Below are 17,054 nucleotides of genomic sequence, written 5' to 3'. Positions count from 1 at the left end.
AGATGCCATGACCGAGCCAATGACGGATGCCGCACCCACGACACCCGCCGGAGCGCCGGCCGCACCGGTTGCACCTGCCCCGGAGCCGGAGGCCGCCGCGGACGCCGCCCCGGCCACCGGCCGCCTCGACCTCGGCGACCCCACCGTGTGGCACCGGGTCTCGCCGAAGTACCTCGTCGTCGAGGTCGTCGGCACTCTGATCGGCGGGCTGCTGTTCTGTGCGGGAGCCGCCGCCGTGTGGATCCTCGGAGACCAGCAGTGGGCGCTCTGGGTGCTCGTCGGCCTCATCGCGATCTTCCTCGTCACGCTCGTGGTCGAGCCGCGCCGGGTGCGCTCCATCGGCTACCAGCTGCGGGCCGACGACCTGCTGTTCCGCCGCGGCATCATGTTCCAGCGCTTCGTGTCGGTGCCCTACGGGCGCATGCAGCTCGTCGACATCACGCGGAGCCCCATCGCCCGCGCGCTCGGTCTGGCCGAGCTCAAGTTCGTCACCGCGGCCGCCGCCACCGGCGTCGTGATCCCCGGCCTGCCCCTGGAGGAGGCGGAGGAGCTGCGCGACCGGCTGGTCGCGTTGGCCGAGAGCCGCCGGGCGGGGCTGTGAGCATGGCCCAGGGCTCGGCGCAGGGTCCGCTGCAGGACCCGCTGCCCGGCCAGCCGGGGGCGGTGCGGGCCGTGGAGACGAGCCTCGCCGACGGGGAGTGGCACCGGCTGCACCCGGCCACCCCGCTGCTGAAGGGCGGCGTCGCGCTGATCGCGATCACGGGAATCGTGATCGCCAACCTGCGCGAGCGCCTGTTGGAGCTGTTCTTCAGCGTGCCCACCTACGGCGGCGACCCCCTCGACGAGATCTATCGCCGCGGCATGGTCGGCTGGGCCCTGCTGGCCGTGCTCGGCGTGCTGCTGCTCGTGATGGCCGGCTTCTACCTGTCCTGGCGGATGCACAGCTTCCGGGTGACGCCGGAGGCCGTCGAGGTGCGCAGCGGCATCCTGTTCCGCACGAACCGCAAGGCCCGCCTCGACCGGATCCAGGGTGTCAACATCAACCGGCCGGTGCTGCCGCGCATCTTCGGCGCCGCCAAGCTCGAGGTCGGCGTCGCCGGTCAGGACGCCAACGTCCAGCTGGCCTACCTCGGATCCGGCCACACCGACGCTCTGCGCCGCGACATCCTGCGGCTCGCCTCCGGCGCGCGGCAGGGTGCCGTTTCCGGCGCGCAGGCGGTGGCAACAGCGGGGACCGCGGCCGGTCCAGCTGTTGCCGCTGCGCACGCCGACACGGCGCCGCACGCGGGGCCCGAGGGCGAGGCGGGGGCCCACAGCGGGCACCGGCTCGCGGCATCCGTCGGCGCCCTCGTCACCCAGCGCGCCAACGAGTTCCTCGCCCCCGAGCTGGACCCGGACGCCGCCCCGCCGGAGTCGGTGGTGCACATCCCGCCGCTGCGCCTGATCGCCTCCATCGTGGTCAGCGGCTTCAGCGTCGTGGTCATCGCCCTGTTCATCGTGGTGCCGATCGGCGTCGCGAACCGGCAGTACTGGATGCTCTTCAGCTTCATCCCCGCCCTGATCGGTGTCGCCAGCTACTACATCAACCGCTTCACCAAGGGGCTGCGCTACACGATCGCCGGAACGCCGGACGGCGTGCGGGTCGGCTTCGGCCTGCTCTCCACCAGCAACGAGACGATCCCGCCCGGCCGCGTGCACGCCATCGCCGTCACCCAGCCGCTGCTCTGGCGGCCGTTCGGCTGGTGGACGATCCGCATCAACACCGCCGGGCGCTCCCAGCAGAACGGGCAGAACGCCTCCAACACCACGGTGCTGCCGGTCGGTCGCATCGACGACGTCGAGCGCGTGCTGGCCCTGCTGCTGCCCGGGGCCGGGCTGCAGCCCGAGCCGGCGGATGCCGCGGCGCCCGCCCTCGCGGTGTCGGTGGGAATGCCGCCCGCCGCCGGCGACGGAGCACTCGCCGGAGCACCCGACGGCGCACTCTCCGGCCTGCCGGGCGCCGCGCCCGTCGCCCCGGTGGCGGCGACGCCGTCGCTCATCGAGCGCGGCCTCACCTCCAGGGGCGGCGCCGACGGCTACACCAACGCGCCGAGCCGGGCCGCCTGGCTGCGGCCGTTCTCCTGGCGCCGCACCGGCTTCGCACTCACCGCGAGCACCGTGCTGCTGCGCCGCGGCGTGATCTCCCGTGAGCTCACCCTCGTGCCGTTCGCCCGGGTGCAGAGCGTCGGAGCCTCGCAGGGGCCGATCCAGCGACGGCTGGGCCTCGGCGGCGTGCAGCTGCACACGGTTGCCGGGCCCGTCTCCGCCCGGCTCGGCGTCATCGACCGCGCGGTCTCGGCCGAACTGTTCGAACAGCTCGCGGCCGGCGCCGTGGCATCCGGTGCCAGCGACACCAGCCACCACTGGGGCACCCCTCAGGAGGCTTTCTGATGACCGGGCAACGTGCGGGCCGACTCGGCGTCGGCATCGTCGGCGCGGGCAAGGTCGGGCCGATCCTCGGCGCCGCCCTCGCTGGGGCCGGGCATGCGATCGTCGGCATCTCGGCGATCTCGGCCGAGAGCAAGGAGCGGGCGGAGACCATCCTGCCCGGGGCGCCGATCCTCGACGTCGACGTGCTCGTCGAGCGCAGCGAACTCGTGATCCTGGCGGTGCCGGATGCCGAGCTCGAGCCGCTCGTCGCCGGCCTCGCCGCCCGCGGCGCCTGGCAGCCGGGCCAGCTCGTGCTGCACACGGCGGCCCGGTACGGCATCGGCGTGCTGCGCCCGGCCCTCGCGGCCGGAGCGATCCCGCTTGCACTGCACCCGGCGATGACGTTCACCGGCACCAGTCTCGACCTCGCCCGGCTGGCCGGCACGTGGTTCGCGGTGACCGCTCCCGCCCCCGTGCTCCCGATCGGGCAGGCCCTCGTCGTCGAGATGGGCGGCGAGCCGCTCGTGATCGCCGAGGCCGACCGCGCCGGCTACGCCGAGGCCATCGACACCGCCGTGTCGTTCTCCACCGCCATCGTCGAGCAGGCCGCCGGCATCCTGGCCGGAATCGGCGTCGAGGCGCCGGGCACCGTGCTCGCGCCGCTCGTGCGCTCTGCCGTCGAGCGGGCCCTGGCGCAGAGCGGGGGAGCCGAGCCGTCCCGCGAGCTGCTCGACGAGGCATTCCCGAGCAGCCAGTATTACGAAAACGACGACCCAGAGGAGCAGGCGTGACCGCCCCGCAGCTGTTGACCACCGTCCGCGCCACCCGCGCGGCACTCGAGCGGAAGCGGGCGGGGGGAATGACCCTCGCCCTCGTGCCCACGATGGGCGCCCTGCACGAGGGGCACCTCAGCCTGGTGCGCCGCGCCCGCGAGCTGGCCGATGTCGTGGTCGTGTCGATCTTCGTCAACCCGCTGCAGTTCGGCGCGGGGGAGGACCTCGACGCCTACCCGCGCACGCTCGACGCCGACCTGGCTCTGCTCGCCGCGGAGGGCGTCGACTTCGTCTTCGCCCCCTCTGCGCGCGAGATGTACCCGAGCGGCGAGAGCGAGACTCGGGTGACCGCCGGCCACGTCGGCACTCTGCTCGAGGGCGCGACCCGGCCCGGCCACTTCGACGGCATGCTCACCGTGGTGGCCAAGCTGTTCAACATCGTCGGCCCCGACGTGGCGCTGTTCGGCCAGAAGGACGCCCAGCAGGTCTTCCTCGTGCGCCGAATGCTCGCCGACCTCAACCTACCGCTCGATCTCGAGGTCGTCCCGACCGTGCGCGAGGCCGACGGGCTGGCGCTCTCCAGCCGCAACCGCTTCCTCGACGCGACCGCGCGGGAGGCCGCGCTGGCGCTGAGCGCGGCCCTGCAGGCGGCGGATGCCGCGGCGCGCGAGGGCCTCGTCGAGCTGCTCGCCGAGGCGACGGCCAGCTTCGGCGACCACGACCAGGTCACGCTGGACTACCTCGTCGTCGTCGACCCGGAGACGTTCCTGCCCGTCGACGAGCACTACCGCGGGCGGGCGCTCGCCCTCATCGCGGCCCGCGTCGGCGCCACGCGGCTGATCGACAACGCCGCCATCACGATCGGCTAGATCCCTCACTCGGCGCGCGCCCGCGGCGCCAGCCGGCAGGGGCGTCCGGAGAGCTCGGGCGAGGGGCCACCCTGCGGCCCTCACCCGCTTATCGGGGCAGCGGTCCTCAGCTTTCTGGGACCGCTCAACGGTGTTGGCTTCGGTCGCTGGTACTCCCTCCAGCCAGCGTGCGACTCCCGCGTCCCTCTCTCCACGTCGGCTGAGGGAGCGATGCCTCACCACGTCGGCTGAGGGAGCGATGCCTCACCACGTCGGCTGAGGGAGCGATGCCTCACCACGTCGGCTGAGGGAGCGAGGAACGAGCGACCGAAGCCCGGTTTCCAGCCCGGCCACGGCGCCACTTCCGACGCTACCGCACCCGACCGACACGACTAAAAGTTATCCACATCAGGGATTTAATCCGTTTGGGGCGCCCATTCTTCCGTAGAATTGTGGTATGCGAACAGCCATCCCGGAAGCCACAGAAGACGTCGCCGCCGCCCACCTCGGGCTGGCCGCGGCGCTGTCCGGGGTGGACGAGCGGCTGCTGCACGACGGCCCGCTCCTGCAGCTGACAGCGGCCGTCGAGAGGGTCGGGATGCTGGTCGATTCCTGGCGGGTGCGCCTGGCCGGCGAAGTCGGCGCCCGCTCCCGCCGGGAACTCGGCGACGACCGGCTCTCGGCCAAGAAGGGCTGCCGCAACGGGGTCGAACTCCTCGCCCGCGTGACGCTGGCCTCCGAGCGGACGATCACGCAACGGATGCGCCTCGGGGCGGCCACCCGGCCGCGCACCGCGCTGAGCGGCGAAACTCTCCCCGCCGCGTTCCCGGAGGCAAGTACGGCACTCCGGTCCGGCACCCTCGGCTACGACAGTGCCCTGGCCATCGTCGACACCCTGGACCCGATCCGCGGCCGGGTCGGCGATCTCAACGTCGAGCTCGCTGAGACCGCGCTCGTCGCGGCCGCCACCGGCCCCACCCTCGAATCCGCGCTGCCGTTCGGCGCCGACGAGGTCCGCGGCCAGGCCCGCGTCTGGGAGAGCGTCCTCGATGAGGACGGCACGATCCCGGCCGAGGAGCGGGCGATGGGCGCCCGCGGCATCAGCGGCGGCCTCACCCGGGACGGCCTGGTGCACCGCAAGATGGCACTCCTGCCGGAGATCGACGCCAAGTTCGAGACCCTGCTGAACGCGTACCTGAGCCCGCGCTCGAAGCCCACCTTCGCCGACCCCGACCCCGACCCGGACCAGCCGAAGGACCCGCGGGCGACCGCGCAGGCCCGGCACGATGTCTTCGCGAGCCTGATCGACGGGGCCGCCCGCAGCGCGGCCGCCCCGACGATGGGCGGCGCCGCCCCGACCGTGCTGGTGTCGGTGCGGCAGGCCGACCTGGCCGCCGGCAGCGGCGCCGGCTTCATTGAGGGCTGCGAGGCGCCAATCTCCCTGCGCGCCGTCGAGCAGTTCGTCTGTGCGGGTGGCCTCCAGCACGTGCTGATCGGCGACGACGGGCGCCTGGTCAGCCTGAGCAGCACCGACCGGGTGTTCAACGCGGCCCAGCGGCGGGCGATCAGCCTCCGCGACGGCGGCTGCATCATTCCCGGCTGCACGATCCCCGCGGCGTGGTCGGAGATCCACCACGTCATCGCGTACCGGGATGGTGGCGAGACTGAGACCTGCAACGGGGTGCTGCTCTGTTGGTTCCACCACCGCACCATCGAGACCAGCGGCTGGCACATCCTGATGATCGGCGGCGTCCCGTTCGTGAAGCCGCCGCCCTGGCTGCGGAACGGCCGCAGCGAGGCCGACACCCCGTGGCGAAGATCCACGAAGTCCCGCACCCAACTGGCCGACCTCCTCGAACAGCAGCGCGAGCGCCAGCCCGTGCTCGTCGAGTAGACCCGCGGCCGAATCGAGACGCGCGCAACCCGATCCCGCGAGACGCCCAGGGCTTCGGTCGCTGGCGCTCCCTCGAGCCAACGGGATGCGCGCGTCGGCTGGCACTCTCTCCAGCCGGCGGGGAGGGCGGCAGCCCGGGTGCGGGACGGCAGCGGCGGCGCTGAAGTGCACCGCCGAATCAGCCGGGCAGATGCCCAGTCCACTGCCGGTACTCTTGAAGCTGCGTGTGTATACGTCTTGATACCCCGCATCCAGCCCCAGTTCACGGAGTAGACATGGCCGACGCCCCCACCTCGCCCGAGCCCACAGCCGAAGAGATTGCAGCAGACGTCTCTGAGCAAAAGGCCGTGCGACTGGCCAAGCGCGAGCGGCTCATCGCAGCCGCGGCCGACCTCGGTGGCGGCGCCTACCCGGTGAGCGTCCCCGTCACCACGACGATCCCCGAACTGCGGGCCCGCTTCGGCGAGCTCGAGCCCGACACCGCCACCGGCGAGATCGTCGGCGTGGCCGGCCGCGTCATGTACCTGCGCAACACCGGCAAGCTCTGCTTCGCCACGCTGCAGGCCGGCGACGGCAGCCGCATCCAGGCCATGGTCAGCCTCGCCGAGGTCGGCGAGGAGAGCCTGGCCGAGTGGAAGGACCTCGTCGACCTCGGCGACCACGTCTTCGTACATGGCGAGGTCATCTCCAGCCGTCGCGGCGAGCTGTCGATCATGGCCGACAGCTGGCAGATCGCATCCAAGACGCTGCTGCCGATGCCGAACCTGCACAACGACCTGAGCGAAGAGAACCGGGTGCGCAGCCGCTACCTCGACCTGATCGCCCGCGAGCAGGCCCGCACCAACGTCATCGCCCGCGCCAAGGCCGTCGCCAGCCTCCGCCGCACCTTCGACGAGCTCGGATTCATCGAGGTCGAGACCCCGATGCTGCAGGTCATGCACGGCGGCGCATCCGCACGCCCCTTCGTCACCCACTCGAATGCCTTCGACACCGAGCTGTTCCTGCGCATCGCGCCGGAGCTCTACCTCAAGCGCGCCGTCGTCGGCGGCATCGACCACGTCTTCGAGATCAACCGCAACTTCCGCAACGAGGGCGCTGACTCCACGCACAGCCCCGAGTTCGCCATGTTGGAGGCCTACCAGGGCTACGGCGACTACAACTCGATCGCCGACCTCACCCAGAAGCTGATCCAGGATGCCGCCACCTCCATCGCGGGTGGGCACGTCGTGACCTGGGCCGACGGCACCGAGTTCGACCTCGGCGGCCAGTGGGACCGCATCTCGATGTACGACAGCCTCAACGCGGCCGCCGGCACCAGCTTCACGCCGGAGACCCCGATCGCCGAGCTCAAGGCCCTGGCCGAGCGCGAGGGCATCGAGATCGACCACCCGATCCACGGCAAGTACGTCGAAGAGCTCTGGGAGCACTTCGTCAAGGGCGACCTCGTGCGGCCCACCTTCGTGATGGACTTCCCCGTCGACACCAGCCCCCTCGTGCGCGGCCACCGCTCCATCCCGGGCGTCGTCGAGAAGTGGGACCTCTACATCCGCGGCTTCGAGCTGGCCACCGGATACTCCGAGCTCGTCGACCCCGTCATCCAGCGCGAGCGCTTCGTCGAGCAGGCGACGCTGGCCGCCGGCGGCGACCCCGAGGCGATGCGCCTCGACGAGGAGTTCCTGCGCGCCCTCGAGTTCGGCATGCCGCCGACCGGCGGCATGGGCATGGGCATCGACCGCCTGCTGATGGCCCTCACCGGCCTCGGCATCCGCGAAACCATCCTGTTCCCGCTGGTCAAGTAGAACGAGGCACGCCATGAGCAACGAGTTCCTGCCGAAGAGCGAGACGGACCCGCCGAAGGACCCCAAGCGGGTCTCGAACAACCGGCTCGCCTTCTGGATCATCGCCGGCGGCATCGGCGTGTACATGCTGGGCAGCGGCATCTGGGGAATCATCACCGGCGGATCCTGATGTGAGGGTGCGGATGCCGGTGCAGCCGGCATCCGCCCCTCAATCAGCGCGTGCGCCCACGGCGGCGCCGAAAGCAACGTATTCTGGAGTGGCTATGGATATCTATTGGGTGAACGCGGTGTGGTCGGTTCTGCCGACGCTGCTTGTCGGAGGCATTTTCTGGCTCGTGATGCGCTCGATCATTCGCGCAGACCGCACGGAGCGCAAGGTGTACGCCAAGATTGAGGCCGAAGAGCGCGCCCGGCTGGGTCTCGACAAGCCGGCTCACTGAGCTCCATGCTGATTGACTTCACGGATCCCTCGGACACGTCGCTCGTCATCATCTTCCTTCTGCTGTTCGTGGACCTCGCGGTCCGCGTTGCGGCGATCATCATCATCCCGCGCAACCGCCGTCCAACGGCCGGCATGGCCTGGCTGCTCGCGGTCTTCTTCATCCCGTACATCGGGATCCTGCTGTTCCTGCTGATCGGCAACCCCAAGCTGCCGCGCAAGCGAATGGCCAAGCAACGCCGGATGGACGCGTTCATCCGCGCCAACTCCGATGTGCCGGGCGGCCGGCCGCACAACGAGGAGTGGCCGGAGTGGTTCGCCTCGGTGGCCCAGCTGAACCGCAACCTCACCTCGATGCCGATGGTCGACGGCAATTCCGCGACGCTGCTCGAGGACTACGACGGCACGATCCAGGCGATGGCCGACGAGGTCGACCGCGCCACGAAGTACGTGCACGTCGAGTTCTACATCCTCTCCTGCGACCAGACCACGGCCGTCTTCTTCGACGCGCTCGAGCGGGCCGTCGCGCGCGGCGTGACCGTGCGCGTCTTGTTCGACCACTGGGCGTCCTGGCGGAGCAAGGGCTTCAAGCACACGGTACGCCGCCTCACCGAGATGGGCGCGACGTGGCATCAGATGCTGCCCGTGCAGCCGTTCCGCGGCCACTTCCAGCGGCCGGACCTGCGCAACCACCGCAAGATCCTCGTCGTCGACGGGAAGTCCGCGTTCATGGGCTCGCTCAACCTGATCGACCGCAGCTACAACAAGCGCACCAACATCAAGCGCGGCCTCAAGTGGCAGGAGCTGGTCACCCGCGTCGAGGGGCCCGTCGTCGACGCCCTCAACCTCATCTTCATCACCGACTGGTACATCGAGTCCGAGGAGCTGCTCGAGAACGAGGCGCGGGTGCTCGAGTCGATCGACGACCCCGCCCTGCTGGAGTGCCAGGTGGTGCCGAGCGGGCCCGGCTTCGAGGGCGAGAACAACCTGCGCCTGTTCCTCGCGCTGCTCTACGGCGCGCAGCACCGCATCGTCATCACCAGCCCGTACTTCGTGCCGGACGAGTCGATGCTCTACGCCATCACCACGGCGGTCGAGCGCGGCGTCCCGGTCGACCTGTTCGTGTCGGAGATCGGCGACCAAGCCTTGGTCTGGCACGCGCAGCGCTCCTACTACGAGGCCCTGCTGCGGGCCGGGGTGCGCATCTACCAGTACAAGTCGCCGTACATCCTGCACTCCAAGCACTTCACGATCGACGACGACGTGGCCGTGATCGGCTCCAGCAACATGGACATGCGCTCCTTCGGCCTCAACATGGAGGTCTCGATGCTCGTGCGCGGAGAGAGCTTCGTGCGCGACATGCGCGCCGTCGAGGACCACTACCGCTCCGTCAGCAAGGAGCTCACCCTGGACGAGTGGATGAAGCAGCCGCTCCGCTCCACCGTGCTCGACGGGCTGGCCCGCCTCACCTCGGCGCTGCAGTAGCCCCCGCCCCTCGCCCGCTCCTTCCGCACCCCACCCCCTGTCCCTGTCCCTACGTCGAGACTGCGCGACTTGTAGTTCGAAGCGCCGTGAACTACAAGTCGCGCAGTCTCGACGAGGGGTGTGGGGCGGGGGACGGGGGAAGGGCGCGGGGGCGCGGGGCTAGCCGCGGGGCTTGAGGCGCACGGTCGGCAGAGCCGGGGCCGGCAGCGCCGGGCCGGGGTAGTCGGCGACGGTGCCGAAGCGGCCGGATGCGGCCGCGCCCGCGATCACGTCATGCTGCCAGTCGTCGCGATACTCGACGACCTCGTCGTGGCTGCGTCCGATGAAGTTCCACCACATCACGATCTGCTCGGGGAACGGCTCGCCGCCCAGCATCACGAGGCGCACGGGGGAGTCGCCGGCGCGCAGCGTGACGGATGCCCGGCCGGGGGCCAGGTAGCCGAGCTCTGACCGGGCCAGCAGCGTGCCGCCGTTGCCGGCGGCGTCGTCGAGCGTGACCGGCCCGGCGTCCACCAACAGGCCGTGCTCGAAGCCCGGGTCGAGCGCGAGCGTCAGCGTGCCGCCGGCCGGCAGGTCGAGCTGCGCGCCGAGCAGGGCGGAGAAGACGGTGGGCGCCGCCGCGTCGGGGCCGACGGCCGGGGCGGGCTCGTCGGCGAGGGCGCCCACGAACACCTGGGCCGTCGCGTCGCCGCGCTGCAGGCGGCGGGCGTCGTGCCGCTCGAAGAAGGGCTGCACGGTGCGCGCGGCATCCGGCAGCACGATCCAGAGCTGCACGCCGTGCAGCACAGTCGTGCCCGGGGTGGACACCTCCGAGTGCGAGATGCCGCGCCCGGCCGTCATCAGGTTGAGCTCGCCCGGCCGCACCATGGCGTGGCTGCCGACGCTGTCGCGGTGCTCGATCTCGCCCTCGAACAGCCAGCTGGCCGTCTGCAGGCCGGTGTGCGGATGCGGCGGCACCACCATCCCGCCGGTGGCGGCGACGTCGTCCGGGCCATAGTGGTCGGCGAAGCACCAGGCGCCGATCGTGGTGCGCCCGCGCTGGGGCAGGGTGCGCCGCACCGGCATGGCCCGCGGCCCGCCGAGGGGTACGTCGCGCGGCAGCAACACCTCGACCGGGGGCGGCCCGGCATCCGTCACCGCCGCGATGTACTCGCAGACGAGCTCGGCCGGGTCACGCTCGAGGTTGCTCATGGCTCCAGCCTAGGCCTGCGCCGAGCCGGTAGTCTGGCCGCATGAAGAGCTTTCGTGCCGCTGCCGCGCTGCTTCTCGCGGCCACCGTCGTCGTGGGAATCAGCGCCTGTGCGAGCACGCCGGGCGCCGGATCGGGCGGCTCGCTCAGCGCCGTCGAGGACTACTCCGGCCTGCCGGAGGGCATGGTCGGGCTACCGCAGAACCCGAGTGGCGAGCCGCAGCTGTACTGGCTGCAGGACGGGGCGCAGATCGGCATCACGCTCTGGGGCAGCTCGACCTGCCCGCCAATCGTCGAGTCGCTGACGCAGACCTCCTCGAACGCGTTCACCGCTGAGCAGGCACCGCTGCCCGACCAGCCGTGCACGCGCGACCTCGTGCCGCACACCACGGTCTTCACGACGCCGAGCGACACGGCGACGAGCTCCGACGTCACGATCGTGCTCGACGGCACCAGCCTGACCCTGCCCGGGCGCCGTTAGCCACGCCCGGCGAGATGCTGGTGACGCCGCCGCCGCCGCCACTAGAGTGGCGGCATGGCTACTACCCTGCGTACCCGTCGTCTCGTGCTCGCAACCGTGGTTGCGGCGTCCGCCCTGCTGCTCACCGGCTGCGCCCCGATCGGCAACACTCCGACGGGCAACTTCCCCGGTTTCCCCGAGGGGACTGAGCCGAGCGGCGACGTGACCGGCGAGCCGCAGGCCGCCTGGGTTTCGGAGGGCGACAAGATCGCCATCACCCTCTTCGGCAGCTCGACCTGCCCCTACATCGCCAGCACCATCAACGTTGTGAAGAAGGCCGACGAGGGCAACGCGGTGAGCATCGAGGTTCCGGCACTGCCCGACCAGCCCTGCACCATGGACCTGGTGCCGCACACGACCGAGTTCTGGACCCCGCAGGACGTCACCACCACGAAGCCGCTGCAGATCACGGTGCTCGACCAGACCATCGAGCTGCCGATCAAGTCGTACAACCCGGGCCAGGACACCAGCCACTAGGCAGCCGCCGAGCGCCGGTCGGATCAGCGAGCGGCGCGCACGAGCAGCTCGCCCACCTCGCAGTCCAGCGCGTCGCAGATCGCCTGCAGCGTCGAGAAGCGGATCGCCCGCGCCCGGTCGTTCTTCAGCACGCTGAGGTTCACGACGCTCACGCCGACCAGCTCGCTCAGCCGGGTGAGGGTCATGCCGCGCTCGGCGAGCAGCTCGTCGAGCCGGCAGCGGATGCCGTCGTCGCCGGTGTCTGCCGGGGCCATCAGACCAGCCCCACGGTGTCGCGCTGCATCCGCTCACTCTGCCGGAACGCCGCCGCGACGGCCAGCAGGGCCAGGCCGAGGAAGACCGGCCAGAACTCGATGCTCGCGTCCATCGTCGGCTGCGGCAGCCCCGTCGTGAGCGGGTCGAAGGTGCCGAACGGGACCCCGCCGGTGCCCGTGTCGGTGCCGGGTTCGAGCGCGCTGCCGCCGACGCTGATCTGCTCGGAGCTCCACGCGGTGACCAGCAGCGCCTGCTCTGCGGCCTGATAGCCCGCGGTCTCGAAGCAGATTTGCCAGCCGATGCCGCCGACCATCAGGGCGACGGCGCCCACGGTGAAGCTGCGGGCCACGATCGGGCGAAACGGCTCGTTGGCGAGAAGCCGGTGGCAGAGCACGGCCACCGCGGCGGCGAGCACGGCGACTGTCGCGCCCTGCAGCAAGTGGCCGCCAGCCAGGAGCACACGGGTGCTGGCATCCAGACCTTCGATGTCGACGGTCGCGCTCGAGAAGCCGCCCCCGGTGACCGTGGCGGCCGGGCCCTGCTGGATCCGCACCCAGGGGTAGACGCCCGGCCAGAACGTCTGCACCGGGATGGTGACGCTCACGGCCTGGGCGGTCAGCGACTGGAGCACGAGGGCGAGGGCCGTGGCGGCGGCGATGCCGGCGGCGGCGGTCGCGCCGAAGCGCGTGAATACGAGGATTGCGGGGCGGGTGCTGGCCGGCATCCGCTCGTCGAAGGCCACGTCGTCGCCGCGCCGACGCAGCAGCCAGTAGCCGACGGCGACGCCGATGAGAACGACGAGGGAGCCGAGCACGATGATGTTCCAGGCGAGCATCAGACGAGTCCGTCCGTGTCGCGCTGCATCCGCTCGCCGATCTCGAAGGCCGCCGCGACGACGCCGAGCACGACGCCCACGAACACGATCGTGAGGTCGAAGCCGCCGGCGAACGGGAAGACGCTGCCGACGGGGTCGGGATTGAGCTCGGCGGCGATGGTGAATTGGGCGGCGATGCCGAGCGCGTAGCCGAGCAGGCCGCCGGCGATCAGGGTGATGGATGCCGTCGCCAGCAGCCAGGTCATGCTGCGCCCGAACGGGCGCCCGCGCACCAGCCCGATGCTGGCGAACACGATGGTGCCGGCGATCAGCACCTGGGCGAGGCCGAGCGCCAGCGCCGACGCGGCCAGCAGGAGGCGGGCGGGCGTCGAGACGTCGGCGAGCACGAGCAGCGCGCTGTCGAAGCTGCCGGAGACGAGCCGGGCGGGACCGGTGACGGCGCTGTCCGGAACCGCGAACACGGCGCTCATCTGCACCTCGATGGTCTCGGCGACGAGCACCGCGACGATGCGGGCGGCGCTCCCGACGGCGACCAGCACGCCGTAGGCCGCTGCGACGACGGCGAAGAAGAAGAGCGACCCCCGCTCCGCCCTCCGCAGCTGGTGGCCGGCCGTTTGCGTGCCCATTGCATCTCCTAACGATTATCGATAACAACGATAATCGTTAAGCTAGGGCTGTGTTCCGCGGCTGTCAAGGGGACGGCGGCGGTGCGGGGTTTCGACGGCTGCGACCAGCGGGCCCGATCGGGGACGCGAGCCGGCGGCATCCGCGTCTCTCATCGTCATGCTCTGGGCGAACAGCGGCATATGCACGCCGCGCGCTGGTTACTCTCTATGTATCGGTGCTGTATCCGGTACGGCATTGCGAGGAGTAGAAGATGTTTGAGAGATTTACCGACAGAGCCCGCCGTGTCGTCGTCTTGGCCCAAGAAGAAGCCAAGATGCTCAACCACAACTACATCGGAACCGAGCACATCCTGCTCGGTCTGATTCACGAGGGTGAGGGCGTCGCAGCCAAGGCGCTCGAGTCGCTGGGTATCTCCCTCGACGCCGTGCGCGAGCAGGTGCAGGATATTATCGGCCAGGGTCAGCAGCAGCCGACCGGCCACATCCCGTTCACCCCGCGCGCCAAGAAGGTGCTGGAGCTCTCGCTGCGCGAGGCCCTGCAGCTCGGCCACAACTACATCGGCACCGAGCACATCCTGCTCGGCCTCATTCGCGAGGGCGAGGGCGTTGCCGCCCAGGTGCTCGTGAAGCTGGGCGCCGACCTCAACCGCGTGCGCCAGCAGGTCATCCAGCTGCTCTCCGGTTACCAGGGCAAGGAGCAGGTCGCCGTCGGCGCGAACGAGCAGACGACCCCGCAGGGTGGCTCGCAGATTCTCGACCAGTTCGGCCGCAACCTGACCCAGGCTGCCCGCGACGGCAAGCTCGACCCCGTGATCGGGCGCGAGAAGGAGATCGAGCGGGTCATGCAGATCCTCTCCCGTCGCTCCAAGAACAACCCAGTGCTGATCGGTGAGCCCGGCGTCGGCAAGACCGCCGTCGTCGAGGGCCTCGCCCAGGCCATCGTCAAGGGCGATGTGCCCGAGACCCTCAAGGACAAGCAGCTCTACTCGCTCGACCTCGGCTCGCTCATCGCCGGCAGCCGCTACCGCGGTGACTTCGAGGAGCGCCTGAAGAAGGTCACCAAGGAGATCCGCACCCGCGGCGACATCATCATCTTCATCGACGAGATCCACACCCTTGTCGGTGCCGGTGCGGCAGAGGGCGCCATCGACGCGGCCTCGATCCTCAAGCCGCTGCTCGCCCGCGGCGAGCTGCAGACCATCGGTGCGACCACGCTGGACGAGTACCGCAAGCACTTCGAGAAGGATGCCGCGCTCGAGCGCCGCTTCCAGTCGATCCAGGTCGCGGAGCCGTCGCTGCCGCACACCATCAACATCCTCAAGGGCCTGCGCGACCGCTACGAGGCGCACCACAAGGTGTCCATCACCGACGGCGCCATCGTCGCCGCGGCCAACCTGGCCGACCGCTACATCGCCGACCGCTTCCTGCCGGACAAGGCCATCGACCTGATCGACGAGGCCGGCGCCCGCCTGCGCCTCTCGATCCTCTCGAGCCCGCCCGAGCTGCGCGAGTTCGACGAGAAGATCGCCGTCGTGCGCTCCGCCAAGGAGGCCGCGATCGAGGACCAGGACTTCGAGAAGGCCGCCAGCCTGCGCGACGAGGAGAAGAATCTCCTCGGCGAGCGTCTGCGCCTCGAGAAGCAGTGGAAGTCCGGCGACGTCAAGACCACCGCAGTGGTCGACGAGGGCCTGATCGCCGAGGTGCTCGCACAGGCCACCGGCATCCCCGTGTTCAAGCTCACCGAGGAGGAGTCCTCGCGGCTCGTCTTCATGGAGAAGGCCCTGCACGAACGCGTCATCGGCCAGGAGGAGGCCATCTCGGCCCTGTCCAAGACGATCCGCCGCACCCGTGCCGGCCTCAAGGACCCGAAGCGCCCCTCCGGCTCGTTTATCTTCGCCGGCCCGACCGGCGTCGGCAAGACGGAGTTGGCCAAGGCGCTCGCCGAGTTCCTGTTCGACGACGAGGACGCCATCATCTCGCTCGACATGAGCGAGTACGGCGAGAAGCACACCGTCTCCCGTCTGTTCGGTGCCCCTCCCGGATTCGTCGGTTTCGAAGAGGGCGGCCAGCTCACCGAGAAGGTGCGCCGCAAGCCGTTCTCCGTCGTGCTGTTCGACGAGATCGAGAAGGCACACCCCGACATCTTCAACTCGCTGTTGCAGGTGCTCGAGGAGGGTCGTCTCACCGACGGCCAGGGCCGCGTCGTCGACTTCAAGAACACCGTCATCATCATGACCACGAACCTCGGTTCGAAGGGCATCTCCGGCGGCCCCGTCGGCTTCCAGCTCGAGGGTGACAGCGCCGTGGGCTACGACATCATGAAGGGCAAGGTCGTTGAGGAGCTGAAGAAGCACTTCAAGCCCGAGTTCCTCAACCGTGTCGACGAGACGATCGTCTTCCCGCAGCTCTCCAAGAGCGAGCTGCTGCAGATCGTCGACCTGTTCATCAAGCGCCTGAGCGAGCGGATGCTCGACCGCGACATGACGGTGGAGCTCACCCAGGCCGCGAAGGAGCGCCTCATCGAGGTCGGCTTCGACCCGGCCCTCGGTGCCCGGCCGCTGCGTCGTGCCGTGCAGCACGAGGTGGAGGACCTGCTCTCGGAGGAGATCCTGCAGGGCTCGCTCAACGCCGGCGACCACGTGCACGTGGACTTCGTGGACGGCAAGTTCGTCTTCACGACCACGCAGCGCGAGCTGGCCGCGACCTCGAACGTGAACGCCAACGCCGCCCTCGGCACCGGCTCGGTCACGCCCGACATCGCGATCACCGGCTAGTCAGCACAGCGTGTGCAGGGCCCGTCAGCTTCGGCTGGCGGGCCCTTCTTCGTTTCTGGCCCTTCGTTGTTCCCGGCCCGGCCCGGCCCGGCGCCGCGCCCTGCCCGGCCGTGCGGGGGCGGGTGCGCGGCACCCCGGGGCACCGCAGTACGCTGGAACCCACGCAAACAGGAAGGTGCCAGGGTGGCCCAGGAATTCACGGTGCGCCGGGCGCGCACGAGCGATGTACGCGGCATCCAGGCCCTGATCGAGCCGCTCGTGCAGGAGCGCATCCTGCTCGGCAAGGACCTCGTGGTCTTCTACGAGGCGGTGCAGGAGTTCCGGGTCGCCGAGAGCGCCGACGGTGAGATCATCGGATGCGGCGCGCTGCACGTGATGTGGGAGGACCTCGCCGAGGTGCGCACGCTGGCCGTCTCCGACGACTGGCGCGGAACCGGCGTCGGGCACGCCCTGCTCGACCGGCTGCTCGAGGACGCCGCTGAGCTCGGACTCTCCCGCGTCTTCTGCCTCACCTTCGAGGTGCCGTTCTTCGAACGACACGGCTTCGCCGACATGGGCGAGGAGACCGTGGCGCCCGACGTGTACGCCGAGCTCGTGCGCTCGCCCGACGAGGGCGTCGCCGAGTTCCTGGACCTGGCCAGGGTCAAGCCGAACACCCTCGGCAACACCCGCATGCTCAAACGGCTCTGAGCTGCCTCTGAGCTACCTCTGCGGGGCCGCCGCACCGCGCC

17 protein-coding genes are annotated in these 17,054 nt (G+C 70.4%); 13 read left to right on the top strand and 4 right to left on the bottom strand.

Annotated elements, in window-relative coordinates; genetic code table 11:
- Positions 1–7: 7 nt before the first annotated feature.
- From GY24_RS03680 to cls, 9 genes are all read left to right on the top strand, one after another.
- Complete coding sequence (locus tag GY24_RS03680; RefSeq protein WP_233279179.1) at positions 8–601, top strand: PH domain-containing protein; 594 nt, start codon at positions 8–10, stop codon at positions 599–601.
- Between the two features lie 2 nt (positions 602–603).
- On the top strand, positions 604–2,430 hold the full coding sequence (locus GY24_RS03675; RefSeq protein WP_104474421.1) for a PH domain-containing protein: 1,827 nt from the start codon (positions 604–606) through the stop codon (positions 2,428–2,430).
- Entirely contained in the window at positions 2,430–3,200 is a 771-nt protein-coding gene (locus tag GY24_RS03670; protein ID WP_104474420.1) for a Rossmann-like and DUF2520 domain-containing protein, read from the top strand. Before GY24_RS03675 ends, GY24_RS03670 begins: the two co-directional genes overlap by 1 nt.
- Entirely contained in the window at positions 3,197–4,051 is an 855-nt protein-coding gene (panC, locus tag GY24_RS03665; RefSeq protein ID WP_104474419.1) for a pantoate--beta-alanine ligase, read from the top strand. The genes GY24_RS03670 and panC overlap by 4 nt, the downstream gene beginning before the upstream one ends.
- 436 nt (positions 4,052–4,487) lie before the next feature.
- Entirely contained in the window at positions 4,488–5,924 is a 1,437-nt protein-coding gene (locus tag GY24_RS03660; RefSeq protein WP_104474418.1) for an HNH endonuclease signature motif containing protein, read from the top strand.
- Positions 5,925–6,199: 275 nt separating this feature from the next.
- Complete coding sequence (lysS, locus tag GY24_RS03655) at positions 6,200–7,723, top strand: lysine--tRNA ligase (RefSeq protein ID WP_104474417.1); 1,524 nt, start codon at positions 6,200–6,202, stop codon at positions 7,721–7,723.
- A 13-nt stretch (positions 7,724–7,736) separates the two neighbouring features.
- On the top strand, positions 7,737–7,892 hold the full coding sequence (locus tag GY24_RS17830; protein ID WP_162842922.1) for a hypothetical protein: 156 nt from the start codon (positions 7,737–7,739) through the stop codon (positions 7,890–7,892).
- A 94-nt stretch (positions 7,893–7,986) separates the two neighbouring features.
- Entirely contained in the window at positions 7,987–8,163 is a 177-nt protein-coding gene (locus GY24_RS17825; RefSeq protein WP_162842921.1) for a hypothetical protein, read from the top strand.
- A gap of 5 nt (positions 8,164–8,168) precedes the next feature.
- Positions 8,169–9,647, top strand: coding sequence for a cardiolipin synthase (cls, locus tag GY24_RS03650; RefSeq protein WP_083362942.1), 1,479 nt, complete (start codon positions 8,169–8,171; stop codon positions 9,645–9,647).
- 159 nt (positions 9,648–9,806) lie between these two features.
- Here cls and GY24_RS03645 read toward each other — a convergent pair whose 3' ends face one another.
- Positions 9,807–10,838 carry a pirin family protein gene (locus GY24_RS03645; RefSeq protein ID WP_104474416.1) on the bottom strand — a complete coding sequence of 344 codons (1,032 nt, stop codon included), beginning with the start codon at positions 10,836–10,838 and terminating at the stop codon, positions 9,807–9,809.
- 41 nt (positions 10,839–10,879) lie between these two features.
- Here GY24_RS03645 and GY24_RS03640 point away from each other — a divergent pair, with 41 nt between their 5' ends.
- Both GY24_RS03640 and GY24_RS03635 read left to right on the top strand, forming a co-directional pair.
- Positions 10,880–11,317, top strand: coding sequence for a hypothetical protein (locus tag GY24_RS03640; RefSeq protein ID WP_104474415.1), 438 nt, complete (start codon positions 10,880–10,882; stop codon positions 11,315–11,317).
- Between the two features lie 54 nt (positions 11,318–11,371).
- On the top strand, positions 11,372–11,833 hold the full coding sequence (locus GY24_RS03635; RefSeq protein WP_133161096.1) for a hypothetical protein: 462 nt from the start codon (positions 11,372–11,374) through the stop codon (positions 11,831–11,833).
- 23 nt (positions 11,834–11,856) lie between these two features.
- On the opposite strand, the gene GY24_RS03630 is transcribed toward GY24_RS03635, so the two are convergent.
- From GY24_RS03630 to GY24_RS03620, 3 genes are read right to left on the bottom strand one after another with little or no spacing between them, the layout of a single operon-like run.
- Positions 11,857–12,087: a helix-turn-helix domain-containing protein gene (locus GY24_RS03630; RefSeq protein ID WP_104474413.1), complete on the bottom strand. Its 231-nt coding sequence runs from the start codon at positions 12,085–12,087 to the stop codon at positions 11,857–11,859.
- Entirely contained in the window at positions 12,087–12,923 is an 837-nt protein-coding gene (locus GY24_RS03625; protein WP_104474412.1) for a hypothetical protein, read from the bottom strand. The genes GY24_RS03630 and GY24_RS03625 overlap by 1 nt, the downstream gene beginning before the upstream one ends.
- Positions 12,923–13,549 carry a hypothetical protein gene (locus tag GY24_RS03620; RefSeq protein ID WP_104474411.1) on the bottom strand — a complete coding sequence of 209 codons (627 nt, stop codon included), beginning with the start codon at positions 13,547–13,549 and terminating at the stop codon, positions 12,923–12,925. The genes GY24_RS03625 and GY24_RS03620 overlap by 1 nt, the downstream gene beginning before the upstream one ends.
- A gap of 251 nt (positions 13,550–13,800) precedes the next feature.
- Here GY24_RS03620 and GY24_RS03615 point away from each other — a divergent pair, with 251 nt between their 5' ends.
- Together GY24_RS03615 and GY24_RS03610 are read left to right on the top strand one after the other, a co-directional pair.
- Positions 13,801–16,323, top strand: a complete 2,523-nt coding sequence (locus GY24_RS03615) for an ATP-dependent Clp protease ATP-binding subunit (protein ID WP_104474410.1) — start codon at positions 13,801–13,803, stop codon at positions 16,321–16,323.
- Between the two features lie 183 nt (positions 16,324–16,506).
- Positions 16,507–17,013, top strand: a complete 507-nt coding sequence (locus tag GY24_RS03610) for an amino-acid N-acetyltransferase (protein WP_104474409.1) — start codon at positions 16,507–16,509, stop codon at positions 17,011–17,013.
- Positions 17,014–17,054: the final 41 nt, after the last annotated feature.

Origin of the sequence: Microterricola pindariensis (assembly GCF_002936985.1) — a bacterium.
GTDB lineage: Bacteria > Actinomycetota > Actinomycetes > Actinomycetales > Microbacteriaceae > Microterricola > Microterricola pindariensis.
Note: the sequence above shows the minus strand (reverse complement) of the source record. Positions and strands in the feature narration are given on the sequence as shown.